The following is a 24,941-nucleotide window of genomic DNA, read 5'->3' on the forward strand; positions in this document are numbered from 1 at the left end:
AAGCCCGTGACGAGGATTGAACTCGTGACCTCACCCTTACCAAGGGTGTGCTCTACCACTGAGCCACACGGGCAAACCGTAATATTTTCCCACATTTAATTAAGTGGTGGGCCGGGCTAGATTCGAACTAGCGTAGGCGCAAGCCAGCGGATTTACAGTCCGCCTCCATTAACCGCTCGGACACCGACCCTTTCTACTCCACTTTCACTAGGTTAGCAGCACTTTTTGATTTTGGCAAGGGGTTAGGAAAAATTTTTTTCTGCCCCGGGCGATCGCCTATCTTGGAGTTTTGTTCTGGCAGAAAAAACCCCAGGTGATAGCGATAAACAGCTACTGGTTGGGAACCAGCACGGAAATAATCCGGATCCTGGGGAGATAGATAAACTGCGGTAACTTGCTCTGCTTCTATCAGAGGATTTGCCGCTGATGAGGAATCGAAGGTAGCAAGTGTATTACCAGGTAAGTGATGATAGTCAGTAATGGACTCTACCATGTTAAAATATGGAACTGAACCACCTTTAAAATACTGCTCAAACACTTCTGCGGTGATAAAATGTTGGTCAGGTCTCTCCGTAGCGCGATCGGTTATCAAGGAGACTAATTGTTTCTCTCCACGAAAAAAGGTAACTTGACGATTAGGAGATTGAGGATCTGCTTTTACAGCCAATATTGCCCTGTCTCCCAAATATGCTTTGAGCAAATTCCAGCTATTGAATACCCTATCAGCTACTAAAACCTTTGATTTTTCCTCTTTCTTTCCCCAAAAGTGAGACTTAGAGGTTTGTGGTGTAACCTCAATAAATCTGACTAAAAAATTGATTGGCTGGTACAATTGCTTGCGGTTATTCTCAAACCCAGGACTGATAATATCTGGTGCTAAAGGAGCTACTAAATCCACTAGAGTACTATTGACTTTCCAAGTTCCCTTCATCCACTGAGGATAGATTAAGTCCCCCTGAGCAGGTTTAACCGAAGTTAATTTTTGCCAATGACTAAAATCAGCCAATCTCTCCGCCAGTTCTCCCGCTTTAGCCTCTCCCTGGTTGAATGAGAAAAGCAGAATTAAGCAAAAAACCAAAGTAACACCCAGTAGGGGGATATTCCATGATTTCATGGCTATAAACTCGTAACCGGTAAAGGTTGCCAGACCTCACCATATTGTTCCCTTAATTCTAGCCAGTTTTCTACCTGTCCCGGTTCATATTCTCCCGGTTTACCCCATTGTAAAAATAAACTCAGCGCCGCTTCTTTCTTCTCATCTAAAAATCTGATGGCATAAGTGGTAAAATTGCCCCTTTTTGCTTCCCCTGTTTCAAACTTCACCTCCACAATTTTATCCATATTTAAATGAAATTCAAATCCATCATTGTGCATGTTAGCATATTTCCCCTTAGCTAATTCCGCATAGAATAATTTTTCTATTTTACCCCTTGCTTCTAAAACAGCAGCACTGCTAGTAACAATTAGTCGTAAAGTTCCTAAAGTTTCGCAAGCTGCCAAAAATTCCTTTAATGTTGTGTTCATATTCCGTAATATTTGTGTTTACCATTCAATTACCATCAAAACTGGCGTAGGAACCTCAAATCACTGTTATACAAACGGCGGATATCATCAATTTGATGTAAAACCATAGCAAAACGCTCCACACCAAAACCCGCAGCAAAACCACTATAAATTTCTGGATCGTAACCTACAGATTTCAATACATTAGGATCAACCATACCACAACCCATTACTTCTAACCATTTACCATTCCATTCCAAGTCTACTTCCGCTGAAGGCTCTGTAAAAGGGAAATAACTAGCTCTAAATCTTATGGGTAGATCTCCAAACATGGATTGTAAAAATACTTTTACGGTTCCTTTTAAATCTGTAAAGGTTAAACCTTCATCTACTGCTAAAAGTTCAATCTGGTGAAATACTGCTGAATGGGTAGCATCCACATCATCTCTACGATAAACCCTCCCCGGAGCAACAATTTTCACCGGTGGTTCCTCCTTCTCCATATAGTGAATCTGTACTGAGGAGGTATGAGTTCTCAATAGATTTCCATCCGGTAAATAAAAGGTATCCTGCATATCGCGCGCTGGATGGTCTGGAGGAGTGTTCAGAGCTTCAAAGTTATAGTAGTCCGTCTCCATTTCTGTTCCCTGAGCTACAGTGTAACCCATACCCATGAATATGTCTATGGCTTGGTCAATTATACCATTTAAAGGATGAATCTTTCCTTGAGGTCGATATGTGCCAGGCATAGTTACATCTAAAGTCTCTAACTCCAGTTGTCTCTCAATCTCCCGAGCTTCTAACTCCTTCCTTCTCAACTCTAGTGTTTCTTGAATGCCATCCTTAACCGTGTTGGCGATCGCACCGATTTTTGGACGTTCCTGGGGACCCATGTTTCCCATACTGCGTAAGAGCACCCCCAATTGTCCCTTTTTGCCCAAGTAATTAACTCGTAGCTCTTCCAGACGTTCCAGGGTTTCAGTTTGGGCGATCGCCGTTTGTGCTTCCTCACGTAAAGCTAAAAGTTGATCTTCTAAAGTACTAGTCATTGTTAATAAATCAGTAGTAAAAGGAAAAATACAACCTGCCAACAATTGAAGTGGGAATTTGCCAGAACCATGGCTTGAAAACCCATATCCAGAATAGCTTGACATGGTACTATAATATTCGAGGTCATAGATAAAGTTGTGATAGTGAGTTTAATGCCTAAAATGAGATTACTAGTTAGTAACGATGATGGCGTTTCTGCTTTGGGCATTCGTACTTTGGCTAACACCTTAGCTAGGGCGGGTCACGATGTAAGTGTAGTGTGTCCGGACCGAGAGCGCTCAGCAACGGGACACGGACTGACCCTACATCATCCCATTCGAGCAGAAATTGTGGAAGGGGTATTTGATGCCAATATACGAGCTTGGGCTTGTGATGGTACTCCCTCGGACTGTGTCAAGTTAGCACTCTGGGCATTATTGGATTCTCCTCCCGATTTAGTACTCTCTGGAATTAATCAGGGTGCCAATTTAGGAACCGAAATCCTTTACTCAGGAACCGTTTCTGCGGCCATGGAAGGTATGATTGAAGGTATTCCCAGTATAGCGTTTAGCCTCACCAGTCACACTCACAAGGACTTTCAACCAGCTGCTCAATTTGCCCAACTGCTGGTTGACCATCTGGGCACAGCACCCCTAGCGGATTTAATGCTACTCAACGTGAACATTCCTCCCCTTCCCTGGGAAGAAATTGCCGGTGTCACCTTAACCCGTCAAGGAGTGCGTCGCTATGTTGATGTTTTTGATAAACGGGTAGACCCCCGTGGCAAAACCTATTACTGGTTAACAGGGGAAGTGTTAGAAGAAGTAGAGCCACCTGCGGGTTTAAACCTACCCAAAAACTTTCCCACAGATGTAGAAGTCATCCGTCAAAACCTTATTAGTATTACTCCTTTACAGTATAATCTTACTTATGCTCAAGGTCTAGATAAGTTATCCATTCTGGATTTAAAGTTAACCAAAGGGAATTAATTACTTATGTCTACAAAAGATACAAAATTTATCATCGACAAAACGGACGAGGAATGGAAATCCATTTTGACACCGGAGCAGTTTCAGGTGCTACGAAAACACGGCACAGAACGTTCCCATACTAGTCCTCTGGACAAGAACTATGAACCAGGTACTTATGTCTGTGCTGGTTGTGGACAACCTCTATTTACTTCTGACACCAAGTATAATAGTGGCACTGGTTGGCCCAGCTTTTTTCAACCCATAGAAGGGGCCATTTCCACCACCGTAGACCGATCCCTATTCATGACCAGAACGGAAGTTCATTGTAGCAAATGTGGTGGACATTTGGGACACGTCTTCAATGATGGACCCCAACCCACAGGTCTAAGATACTGTATGAATGGTGTTTCTCTAAACTTTCAACCTGTTTAGAAAGTGGTGGAAGACCAGGTCTGAAAATCCATTCCTGTCTTCCATTATGGTGGATCTATGCCGATACTAGGTGTAGATCCAACCATAGTCGCGGTTGTGAGTGTTTTAGGTTAGATAATGGATCTCGTAGTAATCGTTTAGCATTCATGCAAACAACTTGAATTAGACCCATATTTTCTGCCACCTCTCTCAAAATTGCCCTTTGTGATTGTACCAAAGGCATAACATTCCCAGGACAATAGATAGCCACATATTGAAAACGTTTAGGAGGTCTTCCCCAAAAAGAAGTAACCACCTTCACATGACAGATTGCCAATATTTCCCCCAAATCGGGATAATAATGGTCAACAATTCTGGCAAATTCTTGAGCTAAGATATCTTCAGTAATCATTGGACTGATATTTCTGATGGATATTTTTGCAGTGTTAATCAGCGTTAATCACCACTATTTATGAAAATAATCATAACATAGTTTTGTTATTTAAACCTGACAATTTATATATTATTTATATTTGACCTTACCCCAGATCCCCAAGTCCTTTAACGAGAATTCCTTTCAGCTACCAAAACATCAGCAATAATGGGTGGTAAAGATTTCAAATCAACATAGCCATCAGTGCCAGAAATAGGGGATTTAAAAGTATAATTGGGGTTACAGGATCCAGAATCATAAACATGAATAAACCATCGATCCGGGAACCCCTCAACACCCAATTCTACGGTATACCAATACTCACCCATTAAGCGGGAGTGGACAATAGTAAACCAATCTCGATATTCCTCTGCTAGGTTCCAGTCAGCTAATAGGAACTCCAGGGCTATCTTTCCAGCTTCTGTTGCAGTCAATAGCATAATAACTCCTGACTTACAATCCTATGAAAGATCGGGATATAAACCCAACTGTTTAGATAATTCTCGTGCTATAAAAAACAAAAATTGCGCGCCATCTTGATTTCCCTCATGGGCAAACATGGTTGCAACTTGTAGCATTGTATGTATCAAACCAGAATCAATTAGTTCTGGTTGAGCTTCCAGCACTTCTGGTTCTTGACCATTAGGACATTTCAATAACTCATCAATCAAATTAAAATACTGATTTTGGCGTTCTTCTGACATAGTAATTTAGTTCATGGTGAATAAGTGAATGGAAGATATTCCTGATCAAATAATTGCAAATAATGGTCTTATTGTTCTATACTTTGTTGCCAAAGTCTTTCTAACATTTCTACCTGTGTCCTGAGAACAGCACTACGATAAACCAGATATCTATCGTAAACAAGTATTGTCAAACCAATACCAATAGGTACAGCGACGAGTAACCACTGTAAAATAGTCATAATTTGGTATTTTTGGACTATTTGATATAATGAACCTAAAAAATTATGGCCCGGCAATAATCTTTTATCGGTTATTCTATCACCTAGAGATGGAGGATAATTAATACTCTGGGTCTGAAGAAATGAAGGGTCAGAACATTGATTAATTTGCTCCTGATTAATTTTGGTAAATTCTTCAGCCAAATTCTGTGTTCTAACTAACTCTATATGCTTTCCCCAAATTAAATTAAAGATGATAATTCCTGGAGAAAGTACTACAAAAGTAACTAAACCAACTACCAGCAGATTCAGAATTTTTAATTTCATTTTCCGCTTTGCTAGGTAAAAGTTATTATTTAGCAAATCCATCAAATTACATCAAGGTTTCTAAAGGCAAAATTATAGAATCAAGATTTAAGAAGTCCCCCCTAGTTCACCAGACTTACGTCCAGTAAATTCGGGGGGTAGAGGGGAATCTCTGCGTAAATCCTATAAATGTTTATATCAGTCCCCATTTCAGCACTAAATTTAGCCCCAGTCATTGAAAATATTAAAATCATTAACATAGTACTCAAAGCTTGTAACCCTTACCCAGTCAAGAAAATAAAATTTTTTTGGTATGGGGGTACGAGAATTTATTTTGCAGGGTACGAGAATTTATTTATAGAGGATCCGGTTTACCTGTACTCAACTTAAACACCAATCAGCCAATAGTCTAGGGGAATTAACACTAAGATTTTCATAATTGGCTTTGTACTCAAATCCCAGTATATCATAACAAATAACTTCTTTCTCCGTAAAATGAGTGTGATATAATACTATATAGTTCTAAGATAATTACAGGAAAACAATAAGCACTATTTTATGAAAATAACATCAGAAGAAATACGTAAAAACCTGAAACAGATTTGGGGTTATGAAAATTTTCGTCCTCCTCAAGAGGAAATAGTCAATAGTTTGCTCTCACAGAAAGATGCCTTAATTATTATGCCTACGGGGGCGGGAAAATCTATTTGTTTCCAACTTCCAGCCCTCTTAAACAATGGTTTAACTCTGGTGGTTTCACCATTAATTGCTTTGATGGAAAATCAGGTTGAAGAACTAAAACAAAGAAATCAAAAGGCAGATCTTTTACATAGTGAATTACCTACTCATCAACGTCACAGGGTTTTAGAATCTATTACTAAACAACAGTTGAGATTATTATACCTATCACCAGAAACTCTCCTCAGTTCTGCTGTGTGGGAAAAAATCTCCCATCCCCACATACTAATTAGGTCTTTAATATTAGATGAAGCACATTGTTTGGTACAATGGGGAGAAACATTTCGACCAGTCTATCGTCGTTTAGCCGCCGTGCGTCCAGCTTTATTAAACACCAAACCACCAGGAACAAAAATTACTGTAGCAGCTTTCACAGCTACCGCTGACCCTACTACACAAAATATTATTAGGGATGTTTTACAATTACAACAACCAGATATTTACCAACTTAATCCCTATCGTCAAAATCTAAAACTTACTATTAAAACTGTGTGGACACCAAGAGCAAGAAAACAGCAATTATTAAAGTTTCTTCAACTCCATCCCCATCAAACTGGATTGATTTATGTTAGAACTCGCAAAGACAGTGAAGAATTAGCAAAATGGTTGATAGATCTTGGCTATGATACAGCTAGTTATCATGCAGGTTTAGGTGGAGATGAAAGACGAGCCATAGAAAAGAGCTGGTTGCATGGAAAAAAAACATTTGTGGTGTGCACTTGTGCTTTTGGTATGGGGATAAATAAAGCTGATGTTCGATGGATAGTCCATTTTCACGCTCCATATTTATTATCGGAATATGTTCAGGAAATCGGACGTGCAGGAAGAGATGGAATACTAGCAGAAGTTTTAACTTTTATTAGTGAACCAACCGGTTTTTTAGATGGGGAAGATCAAAGAAGACAACAGTTTTTTCAGCAGCAAATATTACAACAATACCAGAAAGCCCAGGAATTAATTAAAAAATTACCACTACAGGGAGAAGTTAAATCTGTACTTAAAGAATTTCAACATGGTGCTATAGCACTCTCCCTGCTTCATAGTAAAGGAAACCTAGTCTGGATTGACCCTTTTCATTATCAGATTTTAGATAAGGAGATTAAGCAGGGTGAAATAAACTTTAAAGCTGCCCGACAAATGGTTGAATATTTAAGAACTAAAAACTGTCGTTGGCAGTTTTTATTGGGGTCCTTTGGTTTTAACAAAGGTGGAGAAAATTGGCGTTGTGGACACTGCGACAACTGCAAATAATCCCTATGTGGAGTACAATGTTTCCCCATACTAACTTTAATTAACTTTAGCTTTAATTACCTTTGACTTTAATGAGTTTAGACAAAATATATAAAACTGATGTTTTAGTTGTGGGTGGAGGAACCGGGGGAACTGCTGCTGCTATTCAAGCAGCTCGCAGGGGATGTAAAACCATTCTGGTGAGTGAGTTTTCTTGGTTGGGAGGGATGCTAACTAGTGCTGGTGTATGTGCGCCTGATGGTAATGAATTAAATTCTTTTCAAACAGGAATGTGGGGAGATTTTATCCGCGAGTTACAAAAACGACAATCAGGAGGACTCAATAACAGCTGGGTCAGCTTTTTTAGTTATCAACCCCAGGTGGGAGCAGGAATTTTTGCTGATTGGGTAAAAGAACTACCCAATCTACAATGGATTACCCACAGATATCCCCTAGAAGTATTACGCCAGGAAGATCGCATTGTAGGTGTACATTTTGCAGATTGTACTATTTATGCCCATATAATTCTAGATGGTACGGAATTAGGCGATGTTCTAGCTTTGGGAGAGGTCCCTTATCGTTGGGGTTGGGAGTTGCAATCTGAATGGGGAGAACCCAGCGCCCCCTCTAGTTTTAGCCCCCTGACGGAAAAATACCCCATACAAGCACCAACATGGGTGGTAATCATGGAAGATTTTGGGGAGGTTCTCGCTCCGGAAATTCCTCCCGCACCCAATTATGACCCAGCTTTGTTTATAGGAGCTTGGGAAAACTATGGAAAAGAAAAATTTTTAAACTATGGACGTTTGCCACAAAACTGGTTTATGATTAATTGGCCGATTTGTGGCAATGACTACGGTCAACGAACCAATCGGTTGTTAGAGTCAAAAGCAAGGAATGAGTTCTATCAAGAGTGTTTCTGGCACAGTCAAAACTTCGCCCGTTACATTCAAACCAGTTTCGGTAGGCGTTATGGTCTGGCCCAAGGAGCTTTTCCTAGTGTATCTCCAGCTTTTGCCCTTCATCCCTATTTTCGTGAAGGTCGTCGCTTACAAGGGGTTACTACCATCTGTGAACAGGATATTTTGCCCCTACCAAATGGTTCAGCAGCACCTCTTATGAGGGATACGGTTGCTATTGGTAACTATGCCAATGATCATCACTATCCGGGCATAAAGTTCCCCCTACAACCTAAGTCTCTTCTCTGGGGAGGACGTTGGACAGGTACCCCTTTCACTATTCCATATTCCTCGTTAATCCCTAAATCCATAGATGGTTTACTCGTATGTGAGAAGAATATTTCTGTATCTCACATTGCTAATGGTGCAACTAGACTTCAACCGGTAGTTATGGGTATAGGACAAGCTGCTGGTATGGCAGCAGCACTCTGTTGTGAGCTGAATTGTCAGCCGAGAGATTTGCCAGTGAAGACGCTACAAATGGCTCTGTTAACTGATAAGCACTCACCCACAGCAGTTATTCCCCTATTCAATTTACCTATAAATCATCCGGATTGGTTAAACTGGCAAATTGATATTTTAAATCATCCAGAAACCTATCCCCCAAGTGGTAACATTTTGACCTCTGGGGAAGGATATCCGTTAGTTGAATTTCCATCATTTTCAGGTTTATCAATTGATGAGCATAATCAGTTAAACCATGACTGTTGGATAGGAATTTTTAGTCGCATCGGTAAACAAGATTACGAGTTTACTATCACAAATTGCCCGGACTTGTGTTTTACAACGTGGAAAATTGTTACTTTGGAGTCAGCTGTTAATCAACAGTTAGAAGTTCTCAATCACAATTGCAAGATTTGCATCAGAGGATGTTTAAATTCTTCTGGTAGCTGGATTCTTGCGGAGCATATTGAGATACTATGAAATTGGGTTTCTTCAAAATCATCCGGATCCACACCTTCAAGGTAAGTATAAGTTAAACAGAGAGTTCTAAAATAGACATCTACTATGCGTGCTGCCATTTCAATTTTAGTATCAAGTATGATACTCGGTTCCTTAGCTTTTCATCTCAAAACTGTGTCCACCAATCCCTCGCGGTTGTCAACCTCTAATTCCGGAAGGGGTTTACTGCTTGCAAACAGTTCTAAACCCAGTCCTAATCAACCCGAGGAACCAGCACCCCACCGTGGTAGTGGACGCAAAGAATCAATAGAGTTTTTCGGAGTTATTTCTTTAGCCTAAACGCATGTAGTCTAAAAGCTATTTGCTAAACCAACTACCCTTCCTTAAGGGTCTCTACTTGTAGCTAAAAGCCAAAAAATTAATGGGTGTTTAATTTTTTGTACTCTTTCCAGAACAGAAACATTCACAGTTAATGCACTACATTTTCTGTTCTTAGGTTCACAATTGATTTGTATTGACAGAAATACAACAAGTTAATGGATTGACGTTTACCCAATAACCTCTAGAACTACTAAAAGCATCAAGGTTGTTGAGATTGACGTAAGTTGATAACAGAACTCCAGCAACAAACCAAATATTTTCTGACCATATTTCCGGGTTTGACTTCTCCCTGGGTTAAACTAAACGGATGCTAGGAGAGACGGGTTTACCTGTCTCTCCTAGCGTGTTTTTGACTGTCACCTACAAGGGGATGGCAAGGTATAAACCATACGTAACTCTATTTATCAGACAGGTTTGCAAGCAATTATATACTTACTCAAGAAATGTACTTGGGTTTCCACGTGTTTAAAACCTGCTTTCTCTAATCTTGCTACTAAATCATCAAGACTATAATTGATATAGTAAGGTTCATGAAATGTGCGAGGAAAGTTGTTAATTATATCAACTAGCTCAGGAGAATCACTTATTTGAATGGAATCACAAATAATGAAAACTCCCCCTGGTTTAATAACTCGGAAACATTGTTCAATTACTGTTTGTCGCACTGCTGCTGGTAATTCATGAAATAGAAAAACACTAGTTACCCCATGGAAATAATTGTCTAAATAGGGTAGTTCTTCCGCATTGGCTTGGATGAGCTGGGGTAATTCAGTATAATTTTCAACTAGAAGTTGATTGGCCTTGCGCAAGTAGTTGGGCGATAGATCAACGCCAAATAGAGATGCTTCAGGTATTGCCCGTCTCAGTAATTTTATGGTTCTGCCAGTGCCACAACCTACGTCTAAAATACGGATATGGTTGGAGAATTTTTTCAGTTGATGCTTGAGAGGTGATAGAATACGACGTCTCATAGCGTCCCCAGTCCCACTAAATAGGATTTCTACCTGCAGGTCATACAAGTTGGCAGAAAGGTCGCTTAAATAGCCATCTGTCTGATGATGAAAGTTTTGCAAATAGTAGCTGGGATAGATTTTTTGCTCCTGTGGTTGGGAAAAATCTTGATATTGCTGACGGTTTGCTCTTTCCCACACTTTAAACATGTCTACACAGAGCGCAGGATAGTATAAACAAAAGTCTAACCAGGAATTGTCAAATAGTAGATCATAAGTATATACACCTTGTTCAGCATCCCGCCAATCCCATTCCAATAATCTATGGAGTCTTTCCTGTAAGTTAGCGATCGCCTGTTGAGAAATTGGTTGAGACTTGTTCAAGTTAGGGTAAAGATGGTTTTTAACTCGCGTACCCAAGAATTTATGAGCTAGACTAAAGTAGGTTTTTCCTTGTTGGCAAGTTTGATAGCTGAGTTTTATCAAGTCGTTGAACATAAAAGTATTTTACTAAAGATACCAGGATCAAGATTGCTTGGCGTTTTTTCCTTACTTATTGTAAACCCATAACTTGATTGTAAATTTTTGTAACAATTTGGGATTTGGTAGTTTAAGTTACGGAATTCCCTGTTATTATGAAGGAGTGGGAACAGAAAACCCATCCACATCAAAAAAGAAGAGGAAAAAAATATGTCTATCCAAGAAAAGTCCCGTGCTTTAATGGTACGTCAACACCAACAAGTTAAAAACCGTCAGCAATCAATGTTAATGCGGTCTGCCCAAGAGTTGGGACTACCCGAAGAAACTTGCCACTATTGGAGTCCAATTCAAGGGAAAGTAGATCCTACCACTCAAAGTCTTTATAGCCGTAGTGGTGCGACCATGAGCTAAAGATTCCTCATTACCTGGGCGTGCGTTAAGAATTGTCTTGATGAAGGGCGCAGGGTGTGTTTTTAGTGTGTCGTTTCTACACGGTATAAAGGACGTTTCCGCATGCCTGAAAATATTAAGGAGTACAACTGTTTACGGTTGTACTCCTGTTGTTGTCTGGAGTTAGCTTTGTAGCAGCGAAAGCTATACTGGTGGAGTTGACTGTGGAGAAAGATTCCTAAGAGAAGATTGGCATTAACAATCGTAATAAAGGAAAAATTCGTAGGGGTGAGGACGTAACTGCAACTGCTTGACCTCATTCACCAGCTTATAGTCAATCCAATTTTGGATGAAATCTTCTGAGAACACACCTGTTTCGGTTAAGAAAGCATGATCATTTTCCAGTGCTTCCAGAGCTAGTTCCAGAGAACCTGGAGTAGAAGGAATCTTAGCCAGTTCTTCTGGAGAAAGTTCATAGATGTTCCTATCCAAAGGTTCGCCAGGATGAATTTTATTCTTAATTCCATCAATACCAGCACAAAGCATAGCAGCAAAAGCTAAGTAGGGATTAGAAGTAGCATCAGGGCAGCGAAATTCTAAACGTTTAGCTTTAGGATTGTCTCCACTTAAAGGAATACGTACAGAAGCAGAACGGTTTCCTTGGGAGTAAGCTAAGTTTACGGGTGCTTCGTAACCAGGAACAAGACGTTTGTAAGAGTTAGTAGTTGGGTTTGTAATAGCTAGTAGAGCAGGTGCATGTTTGAGAATTCCCCCAATATAGTAAAGCCCCATATCACTCATACCAGCATATTTATCACCAGCAAATAAAGGCTTACCATCTTTCCAAATGGACTGATGACAGTGCATACCAGATCCATTATCACCGAAGATGGGTTTAGGCATGAAAGTAACAGTCTTACCGTACTTTCTAGCCACATTTTTGATTACATACTTATAAGTCATTAACCAGTCAGCAGCTTCAATTAGCTTGCCAAAGCGGAAGCCAAGTTCGCACTGACCACCGGTAGCTACCTCATGGTGTTGTTTTTCAATAGGGACACCACATTTAGCCATAGTTAACAACATTTCCGTGCGCATGTCGTGGAAGGTATCGGTCGGGGGCACGGGGAAATAACCTTCCTTAAAGCGGGTTTTGTAACCTAGGTTAGGACCATCCGCTTCCCCATTTTTACCCTTTCTACCAGTATTCCAACGACCTTCTACGGAATCTACGTGATAGTAACCTTCATTAGCGGTTTGGTCATAACGCACATCATCAAAGATAAAAAATTCTGCTTCTGGACCAAAAAATGCCGTATCACCTATTCCCGTGGTTCCTAAGTAATCTATAGCCTTTTGAGCAATCACCCGGGGACAGCGGTTATACCATTCACCCGTACGGGGCTCTTTAATACTACAAATAATGCTGAGAGTTGGTTCCTTCATGAAGGGGTCAATCCAAGCTGTGTTAGCATCCAACACCATGGTCATATCTGACTCTTCAATTCCCTTCCAACCTCTAATACTGGAACCATCGAAAGGTACACCACTAGTAAAAGAACTTTCGTCAATTTGATTGTGGTAAACCGTTAGATGTTGCCAGGTTCCTGGTGTGTCTATGAACTTGAGATCAATCATCTGAATGTTTTGATCCCGGATCATCTTTAACACTTCTTGTGGGGTTGTCATTTTTGCTCCTTCTGTAGCCAGTCTTTTAATTTACACTAAACTCTACTTAAGCATTTTAACCCATAGGGGTTAATTTAGCTCATAATACACCATTTGAAATATCCTAAAGACTGGAGTCCTGTCAAGGTTGTATTGTTTGTTACGATTGTTCAAGTTTTTGGGTTATGTTAAGTTTTTTAACACCATTTTTACAAGATAAGAAACTTTATATGACCAGGGTCAACTTTAACATAGAATTCTTATGTAATGGATTATTTGATATTCCCCAGTCCTAAGGGGACGACAAATATCAAATGAGTGCAACCAACTTTAATATCCAATCATAGATAGTAACTATTAACTATTGGGAGAAACACAGAATGCGCGATGCAGTTACAACTTTAATCAACAGTTATGACCTAGCTGGTAAGTATTTTGATAGAAATGCACTGGATAGTCTCAAGTCCTACTTTGACAGTGGCACATCCAGAGTCCAAGCAGCTACTGCTATTAATGCTAATGCTGCTGCTATTGTCAAACAAGCTGGGTCTAAATTATTTGAGGAATTACCAGAGTTAATTCGTCCAGGTGGCAATGCTTACACAACTCGTCGCTATGCTGCTTGCTTGCGCGATATGGACTATTATCTCCGTTATGCTACTTATGCCCTGATTGCAGCCAATATGAACGTGTTGGATGAACGGGTGTTACAAGGTCTTAGAGAAACTTATAACTCCTTGGATGTACCCATAGGTTCTACAGTGCGTGGCATTCAAATTATGAAAGACCTAGCGAGAGAACAAGCCATAGCTGCTGGTGTGGCTAACGCTGCTTTCGTAGATGAACCTTTTGATTACATCACCCGTGAGTTGAGCGAGCAGAACATTTAATCAAGTTTAATTAGGATCTGGGAAGAGCTGGAGCTAGGTTAGGTCTTACTCCGCTGATTCCCTTTTGATTTTCCACCCCGGTTTCACCACCTGACGACTTCTGGCTATCACCAAAGCATCATTTTCCACATCTTCTGTAACCGTCGACCCTGCAGCAATATATACATCATCACCTATGGTAATTGGTGCTACTAAAACACTATTGGATCCAGTTTTGGTGCGATCGCCTATTCTGGTTCTGTGTTTTTTCACCCCATCATAATTAGCAGTAATTGTCCCTGCGCCAATATTCACCTGTGTGCCCGTACTTGTATCACCCAAATAAGAAAGATGGGCCACATTCGAGCGATCGCCTAGTTGGGTATTTTTCAATTCTACAAAATTACCAATACGACAATTTTCGCCAGCTTCCACATGACCACGTAAGTGAGCGAAGGGTCCTATTTTTGTTCCTTGTTCCACCAAACTATCTGTGATTACGGAATATAGAGCCGTAACATTTGCTCCTATTTGACTATTTTCGATGAAACTTCCAGGTCCAATGCGACTACCAGAGCCAATGAAAGTTTTTCCTCGCAAATGGGTTTGAGGTTCAATAATCACATCTGCTTCCATTTCCACAGTTTCATCAATAGTAACACTACTTGGGTCCGTGATGGTCACCCCTGCTAGGAGCCATTTTTCCTTAGTGTGTTGTTGCAAAAGCTGATAAGCATCAGCCAATTGTCTTCGGTCATTAATTCCCCAAATTTCCCGTTCATCAGTCACATCTACAGCCATCACCTTACCGACTTGAACCACCGCATCGGTGAGATAATATTCCTTTTGCACATTATTGTTATCCAAATGGGGTAGTATAGTTGCTAGTTTTTGCCAATTAAAGCAATAAATACCGGCATTCACACGATTATTCTTTCTTTGTATATGGGTACAATCTTTATGTTCAACCATTTGGTGAACTATTTGATTATCATCGCAAAAAACCCTACCATAACCATCCGGTTGGGCCAGGTTAGCAGTCAGGATAGTACAAGCATTATCATTTTCCCGATGAGTTTGTAGTAACTGCTGTAAAGTTTCTGTTTTGAGTAAAGGGACATCACCATTTAAAATGAGCAGATTACCATCATAATCAGATAAATAGGGAAGCAGTTGTTGAATAGCGTGACCAGTACCCAGTTGTACAGATTGCTCCACAAACTCCAAATCAGAATGTTTACCCGAATTTTTACTTAAAGCACCCCTAACCATCTGGGATTCATATCCAACAATCACAAACTTTCTAGTAGGTGCTAGAGGTTGAACACTGTCAATTACTCTTTCCACCAAAGACTTGCCACCAAGAGGATGTAAAACCTTAGGGAGGCGTGATTTCATTCTTGTACCTTTACCAGCTGCGAGAATTGCTACTGCTACCATAACTAATTTCAGTAAATTTATTTAACAAATCATAGATAGCTGGTCCCCCCGTGGATGGGCACAGCTATAATATTCATCAAGTTCATAAAGTTCCGACAATTATATAGTAAAGTTGCCAAGAACGGAAGGGGGATGATTTTGGGTGAGCGATCGCATTCTCCTTGAAAATTCTAGTGCGATCGCTTGAGAAGGATAAGTGGAGAGAGCCTCTTTCCAAATCCATATCGAATATGGACATAAAAAGACTAGTTAGCTTTTGTCACGTCACATCTTGTTAAAAATCATTATAATTATTACGGTGTCAGAATATTACACTCCCCCCTCTTAACGGGAAATACGACTTAAAAATTACGGTTGACACCAATTCGGAAACGTATTAACTCTCATACATTATTCACAGGTAATGACAAGTTCAATCCATGAGCAAACCGTTTCAAACCCCATTTAGGTTCGGGAAACCGCCCTTAACGGACTGACTACACAAGTTCAGTATATATATCAGCGTAATTTACGGTTTCAACTAAAAACTGGTTAAATGATGCTCAACTAACTGCTGATTGTCATCAGTTGGTTCGAAAGGTTAAACATACAGTCCTTTATAATCCCATTCATTTGTAGTTATACGGAAGCAGCAGCTAAAATGGCAAAAGTAGTAGGAATTGATTTAGGCACAACTAACTCTTGCGTAGCAGTGATGGAAGGTGGAAAACCTACTGTAATTGCTAATGCTGAGGGTTTTAGAACCACTCCATCTGTGGTGGCATTCGCTAAAAATGGTGATAACCTAGTGGGTCAGATCGCTAAGCGTCAAGCGGTGATGAATCCTGAAAATACTTTTTATTCAGTAAAACGCTTTATCGGTCGCCGTTTTGACGAGGTTACCAATGAAGCTACAGAAGTTTCTTATAAGGTTCTTAGTAGTAGCGGTAATGTTAAATTACAATCTCCCGGTGCTGGTAAACAGTTTGCACCGGAGGAAATTTCTGCTAAGGTTCTGCGTAAATTGGTGGAAGATGCTAGCAAGTATCTGGGTGAAACCGTTACTCAAGCAGTGATTACTGTCCCCGCTTATTTTAACGATTCCCAACGCCAAGCTACCAAGGATGCTGGTAAAATTGCGGGCATTGAGGTACTGCGAATTATCAATGAACCCACAGCAGCTTCTTTAGCTTATGGCTTTGATAAGAAGAGTAATGAAACCATTCTAGTATTTGACCTTGGTGGTGGTACTTTTGATGTATCTGTGCTAGAAGTGGGAGACGGTGTGTTTGAAGTGCTAGCCACCTCCGGTGATACCCACTTGGGCGGTGATGACTTTGACAAGAAAATAGTTGACTTCTTGGCGGAGCAGTTCAAGCAAGTAGAGGGTATTGACCTGCGCAAAGATAAACAAGCTCTACAAAGATTAACTGAAGCAGCTGAGAAGGCTAAAATTGAACTTTCCAGCGTTACTCAGGCGGAAATTAACCTTCCTTTTATTACCGCTACCCAGGATGGTCCAAAGCATTTAGATACTACCCTAACCCGGGCTAAATTTGAAGAACTTTGCTCTGACTTAATAGACCGCTGTCGTATACCGGTAGAAAATGCGCTGCGCGATGCTAAATTAAATAAGAGCAATATTGATGAAGTGGTGCTAGTGGGTGGTTCTACCCGTATTCCTGCTGTTCAAGAGGTTGTGAAGCGAGTTTTAGGGAAAGAGCCTAATCAAAGCGTTAACCCAGACGAGGTGGTAGCCGTAGGTGCTGCAATTCAAGCTGGTGTACTTGCTGGTGACGTAACAGGTATATTATTACTAGACGTAACTCCCCTGTCTTTAGGTGTGGAAACCCTGGGCGGAGTAATGACCAAGATCATTCCTCGCAACACCACTATTCCCACCAAGAAGTCTGAGGTGTTCTCTACTGCAGTGGATGGTCAAACCAATGTGGAAATTCATGTTCTCCAAGGTGAACGAGAATTTGCCAATGATAACAAGAGTCTAGGAACTTTCCGTTTGGATGGCATTCCTCCTGCACCCCGTGGTGTTCCACAAATTGAAGTGACTTTTGATATTGACGCTAATGGTATCCTCAACGTTACCGCCAAAGATAAGGGAACTGGTAAGGAACAGTCTATTAGCATCACTGGTGCTTCTACTTTAGATAAGTCTGATGTGGAGCGCATGGTTAGGGAAGCGGAACAAAATGCTTCCACAGATAAGGAACGTCGTGAAAAGATTGAACGCAAAAACCAAGCTGACTCTTTAGCTTATCAAGCAGAGAAGCAACTACAAGACCTAGGTGATAAAGTACCACAAGCGGATAAAACCAAAATTGACAGTTTAGTCAAAGACCTGCGGGAAGCTGTAGCTAAGGAAGATGATGAGCAAATTAAGAGGTTAACACCGGAATTGCAACAAGCATTATTTGCCGTAGGTAGCAACATCTATCAGCAAACCGGCGGTACTACTCCTGATGCTGAAGCTCCCAACAGTGGAAATACTGGATCTTCTGGTGGTGATGATGTCATTGATGCCGACTTTACTGAAACTCGCTAAGACTTGAAAGACGGGGGGTCAATTCCCCGTCTCAAGGTTCAGATTGGTTAAACTGGGGGTAAGGACTGGAGGTATTTAATCTATCACTACCACCGGATGCTACTTTATAGTCCCGCACATCCCGTAAACCAATTAATCCTACCAATGAGGGAAAATTGTCAGGACGTTTAAACGACTTGTGGGAGACAACATATAGTGGATATTTTCTTTACAAGGACCTGCAATATTAAACCAGCGATTCACCATGATTTTATTATTTAGTGTATTATTTAGTGGACACTTTTATTTTAGACTATTTTGGAGTTGTTTGACTATCTAAATACTCACGCCCGAATTACGGTAATTTTCCGGTGATTTTCCGTTATTACAACTTCAGTTGATAACCTTTCTTCCATGGGTAGGGCATTTTTTCGCCTATCAAACACAAATAACCAACCAAAATCTAATCCCAAACGAGCTAAATAAGATTCCAATTGTTCAATCCCTTCAGCTTGTGGATCTCTTTTTTTATCCCGCCATACCTTTAACTCAATCCCTAAAATTACGTCTTGATAACGCAAGCATAAATCCATTCTGTCCCTACCAATTGCGTATTCTCTTTCTAAAACTCCTTCACCATTAACCACCCGATGTAAAAAAGCCATTAATACTATATGGGGGGCAATTTCATGGTAAGCAGCACTACTTAATAATGGTTCCCCATGTTGTCGCCAAAATTTAAGAAATGCTTCTAGCAAAGCATCTATATTTAATTTACCTTTTGGGGTTAACCAACTGGGACTAATCAGAGGTAAACTATCTTGGGTTCCCTGTACTAGAACGCGGGGAATAACTTCACGATAAATCGGGTTGGAAATAACTAATCCTCCCATTAGATCACGTCGTAATAGTCCTAAATCAATTAGATATTGGCGATCATCTGCTGGAGTGTCTGGTAATGTCTTCCCTGCTAAAATCGGTTCAATAATGTTTTTAACTCGGGTTTCTCTGAGTTTTTCTGCTAAACTATCTAAATGGGTATCTTGACGTATAATTAATATTTCTTTAGCTTGTAAAATATGTTCTTTGGTAATAGCTATACTTCTATCTTTCACCATTTTTTCTACTACTTCTTTAGCCAAAGCATTCACTAACCAAGGTTGTCCCTGGGTTAGATCAAATGCGGTTGCTATTGCTGCTGGTGTGAAAATTTGTCCAGTTGCTTCCGTATGTTGTTGATATAATTCTCCCACCTCTTCTGGATTAAAGTTTCGCATAGTAATAGAACTAACTTTAATATTAAAAGGACTGGAGGTATTTAATCTATCACTACCACCGGATGCTACTTTATAGTCCCGCACATCCCGTAAACCAATTAATCCTACCGATGAGGGAAAATTGTCAGGACGTTTAGGAAAACCATCTCGTAACTGTCGTAAAATAGAAATTAATGTTTGGTCTTGTAAAGAATCAATTTCATCTATAAATAATACTAGGGGACGATTTATAGCTTTTGACCAACCTCTTAAAAAAGCCTTAATTCTGTTTCCTGCTTCTTCTTGTTGCCATTGTTTAGTCGGTGGTTTTAGTTCTTGAGTTAAGCTATCCTCAATTGTATCATACCAAGCTCCCAAAATAGCTAGTTCCGCAGCGCTGGGGTCATGATTAAATGCACTTCCTACTTCCACTGATACCATTACTGCAGCATAATTTCCTGTAGCGGTAAGTTGCTTTGCTAGGGATAACATGGCAGTGGTTTTCCCCGTTTGTCTTGGTGCATGAAGTACAAAATAACTTTCTTGTTCTATTAACATTGATAAGTCGGGTAAACGACTTGTGGGAGACAACATATAGTGGATATTTTCTTTGCAAGGACCTGCAATATTAAACCAGCGATTCACCATGATTTTATTATTTAGTGTATTATTTAATGGACACTTTTATTTTAGACTATTTTGGAGTTGTTTGACTATCTAAATACTCACGCCCGAATTACGGTGATTTTCCGGTGATTTTCCGTTATTACAACTTCAGTTGATAACCTTTCTTCCATGGGTAGGGCATTTTTTCGCCTATCAAATACAAATAACCAACCAAAATCTAATCCCAACCGAGCTAAATAGGATTCCAATTGTTCAATCCCTTCAGCTTGTGGATCTCTTTTTTTATCTCGCCATACCTTTAACTCAATCCCTAAAATTACGTCTTGATAACGCAAACATAAATCCATTCTGTCGCTACCAATTGCGTATTCCCTTTCTAAAATTCCTCCACCATTAACCACCCGATGTAAAAAAGCCATTAATACTATATGGGGGGCAATTTCATGGTAAGCAGCACTACTTAATAATGGTTCTCCATGTTGTCGCCAAAATTTAAGAAATGCTTCTAGCAAAGCATCTATATTTAATTTACCTTCTGGGGTTAACCAACTGGGACTAATCAGAGGTAAACTATCCTGGGTTCCCTGTACTATAACCCGGGGAATAACTTCACGATAAATTGGGTTGGAAATAACTAATCCTCCCATCATATCACGTCGTAATAGTCCTAAATCAATTAGATATTGGCGATCATCTGCTGGAGTATCTGGTAATGTTTTCCCTGCTAAAATCGGTTCAATAATGTTTTTAACTCGGGTTTCTCTGAGTTTTTCTGCTAAACTATCTAAATGGGTATCTTGACGTATAATTAATATTTCTTTAGCTTGTAGAATATGTTCTTTGGTAATAGCTATACTTCTATTCTTTACCATTTTTTCTACTACTTCTTTAGCCAAAGCATTCACTAACCAAGGTTGTCCTTGGGTTAAATCATAAGCTGTTGCTATTGCTTCTAGTGTGAAAATTTGTCCAGTTGCTTCCGTATGTTGTTGATATAATTCTCCCACTTCTTCCGGATTAAAGTTTCGCATGGTAATAGAACTAACTTTAATATTGAAGGGACTGGAGGTATTTAATCTATCACTACCACCGGATGCTACTTTATAATCCCGCACATCCCGTAAACCAATTAATCCTACCGATGAAGGAAAATTTTCAGGACGTTTAGGAAAACCATCTCGTAACTGTCGTAAAACAGAAATTAATGTTTGGTCTTGCAAAGAATCTATTTCATCTATAAATAATACTAGGGGACGATTTATAGCTCTTGACCATGCTCTTAGATTTTCAGCAATTCTCTGTCCAGGAACATTATAAACCCAAGTTTGAGGTTGTAGTTCTGCAGGTAAGCTATCCTCAATTGTATTTCGCCAAATTCCTAAAATGGCTAATTCTGCAGCACTGGGGTCATGATTAAATGCACTTCCTACTTCCACTGATACCATTACTGCTGCATAATTTCCTGTAGCGGTAAGTTGCTTTGCTAGGGATAACATGGCGGTGGTTTTCCCCGTTTGTCTTGGTGCATGAAGTACAAAATAACTTTCTTGTTCTATTAACATTGATAAGTCGGGTAAACGACTGGTGGGAGACAACATATAGTGGATATTGTCTTTACAAGGACCTGCAATATTAAACCAGCGATTTACCATGATTTTATTATTTAGTGTATTATTTAATGGACACTTTTATTTTAGACTATTTTGGAGTTGTTTGACTATCTAAATACTCACGCCCGAATTACGGTGATTGTACGTTGATTTTCCGTTATTACAACTTCAGTTGATAACCTTTCTTCTATGGGTAGGGCATTTTTTCGCCTATCAAATACAAATAACCAACCAAAATCTAATCCCAACCGAGCTAAATAGGATTCCAATTGTTCAATCCCTTCAGCTTGTGGATCTCTTTTTTTATCTCGCCATACCTTTAACTCAATCCCTAAAATTACGTCTTGATAACGCAAGCATAAATCCATTCTGTCGCTACCAATTGCGTATTCCCTTTCTAAAATTCCTCCACCATTAACCACTCGATGTAAAAAAGCCATTAATACTATGTGGGGAGCAATTTCATGATAGCCAGTACTACCTAATAAGGGTTCTCCATGTTGTCGCCAAAATTTAAGAAATGCTGTTAACAAAGCATCTATATTTAATTTACCTTCTGGGGTTAACCAAGTGGGTGCAATCATGGGTAACGAAGCCATTGGTGTCACTGTTAATACTCTCGGTAATACTTCCCGATATATGGCATTGGCAATAGTTAATCCTCCATAGGGGTGCATTTTACATAATCCCAAATCAATCACAAATTGAATGTCATCGTTGGGTATATCTCCTAATTCTAAACCTGCTAACATCGGTTCAATAATTGCTTTAATTCTTGGTTCTCTTAACCTTTCTGCTAAACTATCTAAATGGGTATCTTGACGTATAATTAATATTTCTTTAGCTTGTAGAATATGTTCTTTGGTAATAGCTATACTTCTATCCTTGACCATTTTTTCTACTACTTCTTTAGCCAAAGCATTCACTAACCAAGGTTGTCCTTGGGTTAAATCATAAGCTGTTGCTATTGCTTCTGGTGTGAAAATTTGTCCAGTTGCTTCCGTATGTTGTTGATATAATTCTCCCACCTCTTCCGGATTAAAGTTTCGCATAGTCAGAGAACTAACTTTAATATTGAAGGGACTGGAGGTATTTAATCTATCACTACCACCGGATGCTACTTTATAATCCCGCACATCCCGTAAACCAATTAATCCTACCGATGAAGGAAAATTTTCAGGACGTTTAGGAAAACCATCTCGTAACTGTCGTAAAACAGAAATTAATGTTTGGTCTTGCAAAGAATCTATTTCATCTATAAATAATACTAGGGGACGATTTATAGCTCTTGACCATGCTCTTAGATTTTCAGCAATTCTCTGTCCAGGAACATTATAAACCCAAGTTTGAGGTTGTAGTTCTGCAGGTAAGCTATCCTCAATTGTATTTCGCCAAATTCCTAAAATGGCTAATTCTGCAGCACTGGGGTCATGATTAAATGCACTTCCTACTTCCACTGATACCATTACTGCTGCATAATTTCCTGTAGCGGTAAGTTGCTTTGCTAGGGATAACATGGCGGTGGTTTTCCCCGTTTGTCTTGGTGCATGAAGTACAAAATAACTTTCTTGTTCTATTAACATTGATAAGTCGGGTAAACGACTGGTGGGAGACAACATATAGTGGATATTTTCTTTACAAGGACCTGCAATATTAAACCAGCGATTTACCATGATTTTATTATTTAGTGTATTATTTAATGGACACTTTTATTTTAGACTATTTTGGAGTTTTTTGACTATCTAAATACTCATGCCCGAATTACGGTGATTTTCCGGTGATTTTCCGTTATTACAACTTCAGTTGATAACCTTTCTTCCATGGGTAGGGCATTTTTTCGCCTATCAAACACAAATAACCAACCAAAATCTAATCCCAAACGAGCTAAATAAGATTCCAATTGTTCAATCCCTTCAGCTTGTGGATCTCTTTTTTTATCCCGCCATACCTTTAACTCAATCCCTAAAATTACGTCTTGATAACGCAAGCATAAATCCATTCTGTCCCTACCAATTGCGTATTCTCTTTCTAAAACTCCTCCACCATTAACCACCCGATGTAAAAAAGCCATTAATACTATATGGGGGGCAATTTCATGGTAAGCAGCACTACTTAATAATGGTTCCCCATGTTGTCGCCAAAATTTAAGAAATGCTTCTAGCAAAGCATCTATATTTAATTTACCTTCTGGGGTTAACCAACTGGGACTAATCAGAGGTAAACTATCCTGGGTTCCCTGTACTATAACCCGGGGAATAACTTCACGATAAATCGGGTTGGAAATAACTAATCCTCCCATTAGATCACGTCGTAATAGTCCTAAATCAATTAGATATTGGCGATCATCTGCTGGAGTGTCTGGTAATGTCTTCCCTGCTAAAATCGGTTCAATAATGTTTTTAACTCGGGTTTCTCTGAGTTTTTCTGCTAAACTATCTAAATGGGTATCTTGACGTATAATTAATATTTCTTTAGCTTGTAAAATATGTTCTTTGGTAATAGCTATACTTCTATCCTTCACCATTTTTTCTACTACTTCCTTAGCCAAAGCATTCACTAACCAAGGTTGTCCTTGGGTTAGATCAAATGCGGTTGCTATTGCTTCTGGTGTGAAAATTTGTCCAGTTGCTTCCGTATGTTGTTGATATAATTCTCCCACTTCTTCCGGATTAAAGTTTCGCATGGTAATAGAACTAACTTTAATATTGAAGGGACTGGAGGTATTTAATCTATCACTACCACCGGATGCTACTTTATAATCCCGCACATCCCGTAAACCAATTAATCCTACCGATGAAGGAAAATTTTCTGGACGGTCAGGAAAACCATCTCGTAACTGTCGTAAAACAGAAATTAATGTTTGGTCTTGTAAAGAATCAATTTCATCTATAAATAATACTAAAGGTTGGGTTAAAGATTTTGCCCAAGCTGCTAAAAAAGCCTTAATTCTGTTTCCTGGTTCTTCCTGTTGCCATTGTTTAATAGGAGGTTGTAATTCTTTAGGTAAGCGGATATTTATTGTATTGTGCCAAGCTCCTAAAATGGCTAATTCTGCGGCGATTGGGTCATGATTAAATGCACTTCCTACTTCCACTGATACCATTACTGCTGCATAATTTCCTGCAGTGGTAAGTTGCTTTGCTAGGGATAACATGGCGGTGGTTTTACCCGTTTGTCTTGGTGCATGAAGTACAAAATAACTTTCTTGTTCTATTAACATTGATAAGTCGGGTAAACGACTTGTGGGAGACAACATATAGTGGATATTGTCTTTACAAGGACCTGCAATATTAAACCAGCGATTCACCATGATTTTATTATTTGGTGTATTATTTAGTGGACACTTTTATTTTAGACTATTTTGC

The 24,941-nt window shown here is 39.6% G+C and carries 23 protein-coding genes and 2 tRNA genes; 8 read left to right on the forward strand and 17 right to left on the reverse strand.

Going from position 1 to position 24,941, the window contains the following annotated elements; translation table 11 throughout:
• Position 1 precedes the first annotated feature (1 nt).
• The 5 genes from IAR63_RS09415 to pheS all read right to left on the reverse strand — a co-directional run bounded on the left by IAR63_RS09415 (position 2) and on the right by pheS (position 2,552).
• A tRNA-Thr gene (locus tag IAR63_RS09415) sits at positions 2-73 on the reverse strand.
• A 31-nt stretch (positions 74-104) separates the two neighbouring features.
• Positions 105-190, reverse strand: a tRNA-Tyr gene (locus IAR63_RS09420).
• Positions 191-193: 3 nt separating this feature from the next.
• Positions 194-1,114: a DUF6816 family protein gene (locus IAR63_RS09425; RefSeq protein ID WP_235678216.1), complete on the reverse strand. Its 921-nt coding sequence runs from the start codon at positions 1,112-1,114 to the stop codon at positions 194-196.
• 2 nt (positions 1,115-1,116) lie between these two features.
• Positions 1,117-1,524, reverse strand: a complete 408-nt coding sequence (locus IAR63_RS09430; protein WP_096544932.1) for a ChuX/HutX family heme-like substrate-binding protein — start codon at positions 1,522-1,524, stop codon at positions 1,117-1,119.
• Between the two features lie 35 nt (positions 1,525-1,559).
• Complete coding sequence (gene pheS, locus IAR63_RS09435; protein ID WP_187705088.1) at positions 1,560-2,552, reverse strand: phenylalanine--tRNA ligase subunit alpha; 993 nt, start codon at positions 2,550-2,552, stop codon at positions 1,560-1,562.
• A 162-nt stretch (positions 2,553-2,714) separates the two neighbouring features.
• Between pheS and surE the strand changes: the two genes are divergently transcribed.
• Both surE and msrB read left to right on the forward strand, forming a co-directional pair.
• Complete coding sequence (surE, locus tag IAR63_RS09440; RefSeq protein ID WP_187707427.1) at positions 2,715-3,521, forward strand: 5'/3'-nucleotidase SurE; 807 nt, start codon at positions 2,715-2,717, stop codon at positions 3,519-3,521.
• A 6-nt stretch (positions 3,522-3,527) separates the two neighbouring features.
• On the forward strand, positions 3,528-3,935 hold the full coding sequence (gene msrB, locus IAR63_RS09445) for a peptide-methionine (R)-S-oxide reductase MsrB (RefSeq protein WP_187705089.1): 408 nt from the start codon (positions 3,528-3,530) through the stop codon (positions 3,933-3,935).
• Between the two features lie 55 nt (positions 3,936-3,990).
• On the opposite strand, the gene IAR63_RS09450 is transcribed toward msrB, so the two are convergent.
• The 4 genes from IAR63_RS09450 to IAR63_RS09465 form a co-directional block, all read right to left on the reverse strand.
• Entirely contained in the window at positions 3,991-4,326 is a 336-nt protein-coding gene (locus tag IAR63_RS09450) for a hypothetical protein (protein ID WP_006277293.1), read from the reverse strand.
• A 149-nt stretch (positions 4,327-4,475) separates the two neighbouring features.
• Entirely contained in the window at positions 4,476-4,787 is a 312-nt protein-coding gene (locus tag IAR63_RS09455; protein WP_061546756.1) for a hypothetical protein, read from the reverse strand.
• Positions 4,788-4,808: 21 nt separating this feature from the next.
• Positions 4,809-5,051 (reverse strand): hypothetical protein, encoded by a 243-nt coding sequence (locus tag IAR63_RS09460; RefSeq protein WP_187705090.1) that lies wholly within the window; start codon positions 5,049-5,051, stop codon positions 4,809-4,811.
• 68 nt (positions 5,052-5,119) lie between these two features.
• The gene (locus IAR63_RS09465; RefSeq protein WP_187705091.1) at positions 5,120-5,578 is read right to left on the reverse strand and encodes a hypothetical protein; all 459 of its coding nucleotides are present in this window, start codon (positions 5,576-5,578) and stop codon (positions 5,120-5,122) included.
• Positions 5,579-6,115: 537 nt separating this feature from the next.
• Here IAR63_RS09465 and IAR63_RS09470 point away from each other — a divergent pair.
• From IAR63_RS09470 to patX, 3 genes are all read left to right on the forward strand, one after another.
• Positions 6,116-7,546 carry a RecQ family ATP-dependent DNA helicase gene (locus tag IAR63_RS09470; protein ID WP_187705092.1) on the forward strand — a complete coding sequence of 477 codons (1,431 nt, stop codon included), beginning with the start codon at positions 6,116-6,118 and terminating at the stop codon, positions 7,544-7,546.
• Between the two features lie 71 nt (positions 7,547-7,617).
• Positions 7,618-9,408 carry an FAD-dependent oxidoreductase gene (locus tag IAR63_RS09475; RefSeq protein WP_187705093.1) on the forward strand — a complete coding sequence of 597 codons (1,791 nt, stop codon included), beginning with the start codon at positions 7,618-7,620 and terminating at the stop codon, positions 9,406-9,408.
• Positions 9,409-9,525: 117 nt separating this feature from the next.
• On the forward strand, positions 9,526-9,726 hold the full coding sequence (gene patX / locus IAR63_RS18780; RefSeq protein ID WP_407927159.1) for a heterocyst-inhibiting protein PatX: 201 nt from the start codon (positions 9,526-9,528) through the stop codon (positions 9,724-9,726).
• Positions 9,727-10,172: 446 nt separating this feature from the next.
• Here the strand turns inward: patX and IAR63_RS09480 are convergent, their stop codons facing one another.
• Positions 10,173-11,216, reverse strand: coding sequence for a class I SAM-dependent methyltransferase (locus IAR63_RS09480; protein WP_187705094.1), 1,044 nt, complete (start codon positions 11,214-11,216; stop codon positions 10,173-10,175).
• Positions 11,217-11,408: 192 nt separating this feature from the next.
• Here IAR63_RS09480 and gifA point away from each other — a divergent pair, with 192 nt between their 5' ends.
• Complete coding sequence (gene gifA / locus IAR63_RS09485) at positions 11,409-11,609, forward strand: glutamine synthetase inactivation factor IF7A (protein ID WP_006277303.1); 201 nt, start codon at positions 11,409-11,411, stop codon at positions 11,607-11,609.
• Between the two features lie 234 nt (positions 11,610-11,843).
• On the opposite strand, the gene glnA is transcribed toward gifA, so the two are convergent.
• Positions 11,844-13,277 (reverse strand): type I glutamate--ammonia ligase, encoded by a 1,434-nt coding sequence (gene glnA / locus IAR63_RS09490; protein WP_187705095.1) that lies wholly within the window; start codon positions 13,275-13,277, stop codon positions 11,844-11,846.
• A gap of 359 nt (positions 13,278-13,636) precedes the next feature.
• On the opposite strand from glnA, the gene apcB reads away from it, so the two are divergent.
• Positions 13,637-14,146, forward strand: a complete 510-nt coding sequence (gene apcB, locus IAR63_RS09495; protein WP_187705096.1) for an allophycocyanin subunit beta — start codon at positions 13,637-13,639, stop codon at positions 14,144-14,146.
• A 45-nt stretch (positions 14,147-14,191) separates the two neighbouring features.
• Here the strand turns inward: apcB and glmU are convergent, their stop codons facing one another.
• Positions 14,192-15,565: a bifunctional UDP-N-acetylglucosamine diphosphorylase/glucosamine-1-phosphate N-acetyltransferase GlmU gene (glmU, locus tag IAR63_RS09500; RefSeq protein ID WP_187705097.1), complete on the reverse strand. Its 1,374-nt coding sequence runs from the start codon at positions 15,563-15,565 to the stop codon at positions 14,192-14,194.
• A gap of 82 nt (positions 15,566-15,647) precedes the next feature.
• Positions 15,648-15,803, reverse strand: coding sequence for a hypothetical protein (locus IAR63_RS09505; protein ID WP_187705098.1), 156 nt, complete (start codon positions 15,801-15,803; stop codon positions 15,648-15,650).
• Positions 15,804-16,205: 402 nt separating this feature from the next.
• On the opposite strand from IAR63_RS09505, the gene dnaK reads away from it, so the two are divergent.
• Positions 16,206-18,104, forward strand: coding sequence for a molecular chaperone DnaK (dnaK, locus tag IAR63_RS09510; protein WP_187705099.1), 1,899 nt, complete (start codon positions 16,206-16,208; stop codon positions 18,102-18,104).
• A 323-nt stretch (positions 18,105-18,427) separates the two neighbouring features.
• Here the strand turns inward: dnaK and IAR63_RS09520 are convergent, their stop codons facing one another.
• From IAR63_RS09520 to IAR63_RS09535, 4 genes are all read right to left on the reverse strand, one after another.
• Positions 18,428-19,987, reverse strand: a complete 1,560-nt coding sequence (locus IAR63_RS09520; protein ID WP_223007644.1) for an AAA-like domain-containing protein — start codon at positions 19,985-19,987, stop codon at positions 18,428-18,430.
• Positions 19,988-20,064: 77 nt separating this feature from the next.
• The gene (locus tag IAR63_RS09525; protein ID WP_187705100.1) at positions 20,065-21,618 is read right to left on the reverse strand and encodes an ATP-binding protein; all 1,554 of its coding nucleotides are present in this window, start codon (positions 21,616-21,618) and stop codon (positions 20,065-20,067) included.
• 77 nt (positions 21,619-21,695) lie between these two features.
• Positions 21,696-23,249, reverse strand: coding sequence for an ATP-binding protein (locus IAR63_RS09530; RefSeq protein ID WP_187705101.1), 1,554 nt, complete (start codon positions 23,247-23,249; stop codon positions 21,696-21,698).
• Positions 23,250-23,326: 77 nt separating this feature from the next.
• Positions 23,327-24,886 (reverse strand): AAA-like domain-containing protein, encoded by a 1,560-nt coding sequence (locus tag IAR63_RS09535; protein WP_223007650.1) that lies wholly within the window; start codon positions 24,884-24,886, stop codon positions 23,327-23,329.
• Positions 24,887-24,941: the final 55 nt, after the last annotated feature.

The sequence above is a fragment of the Cylindrospermopsis curvispora GIHE-G1 genome, assembly GCF_014489415.1.
GTDB lineage: Bacteria > Cyanobacteriota > Cyanobacteriia > Cyanobacteriales > Nostocaceae > Raphidiopsis > Raphidiopsis curvispora_A.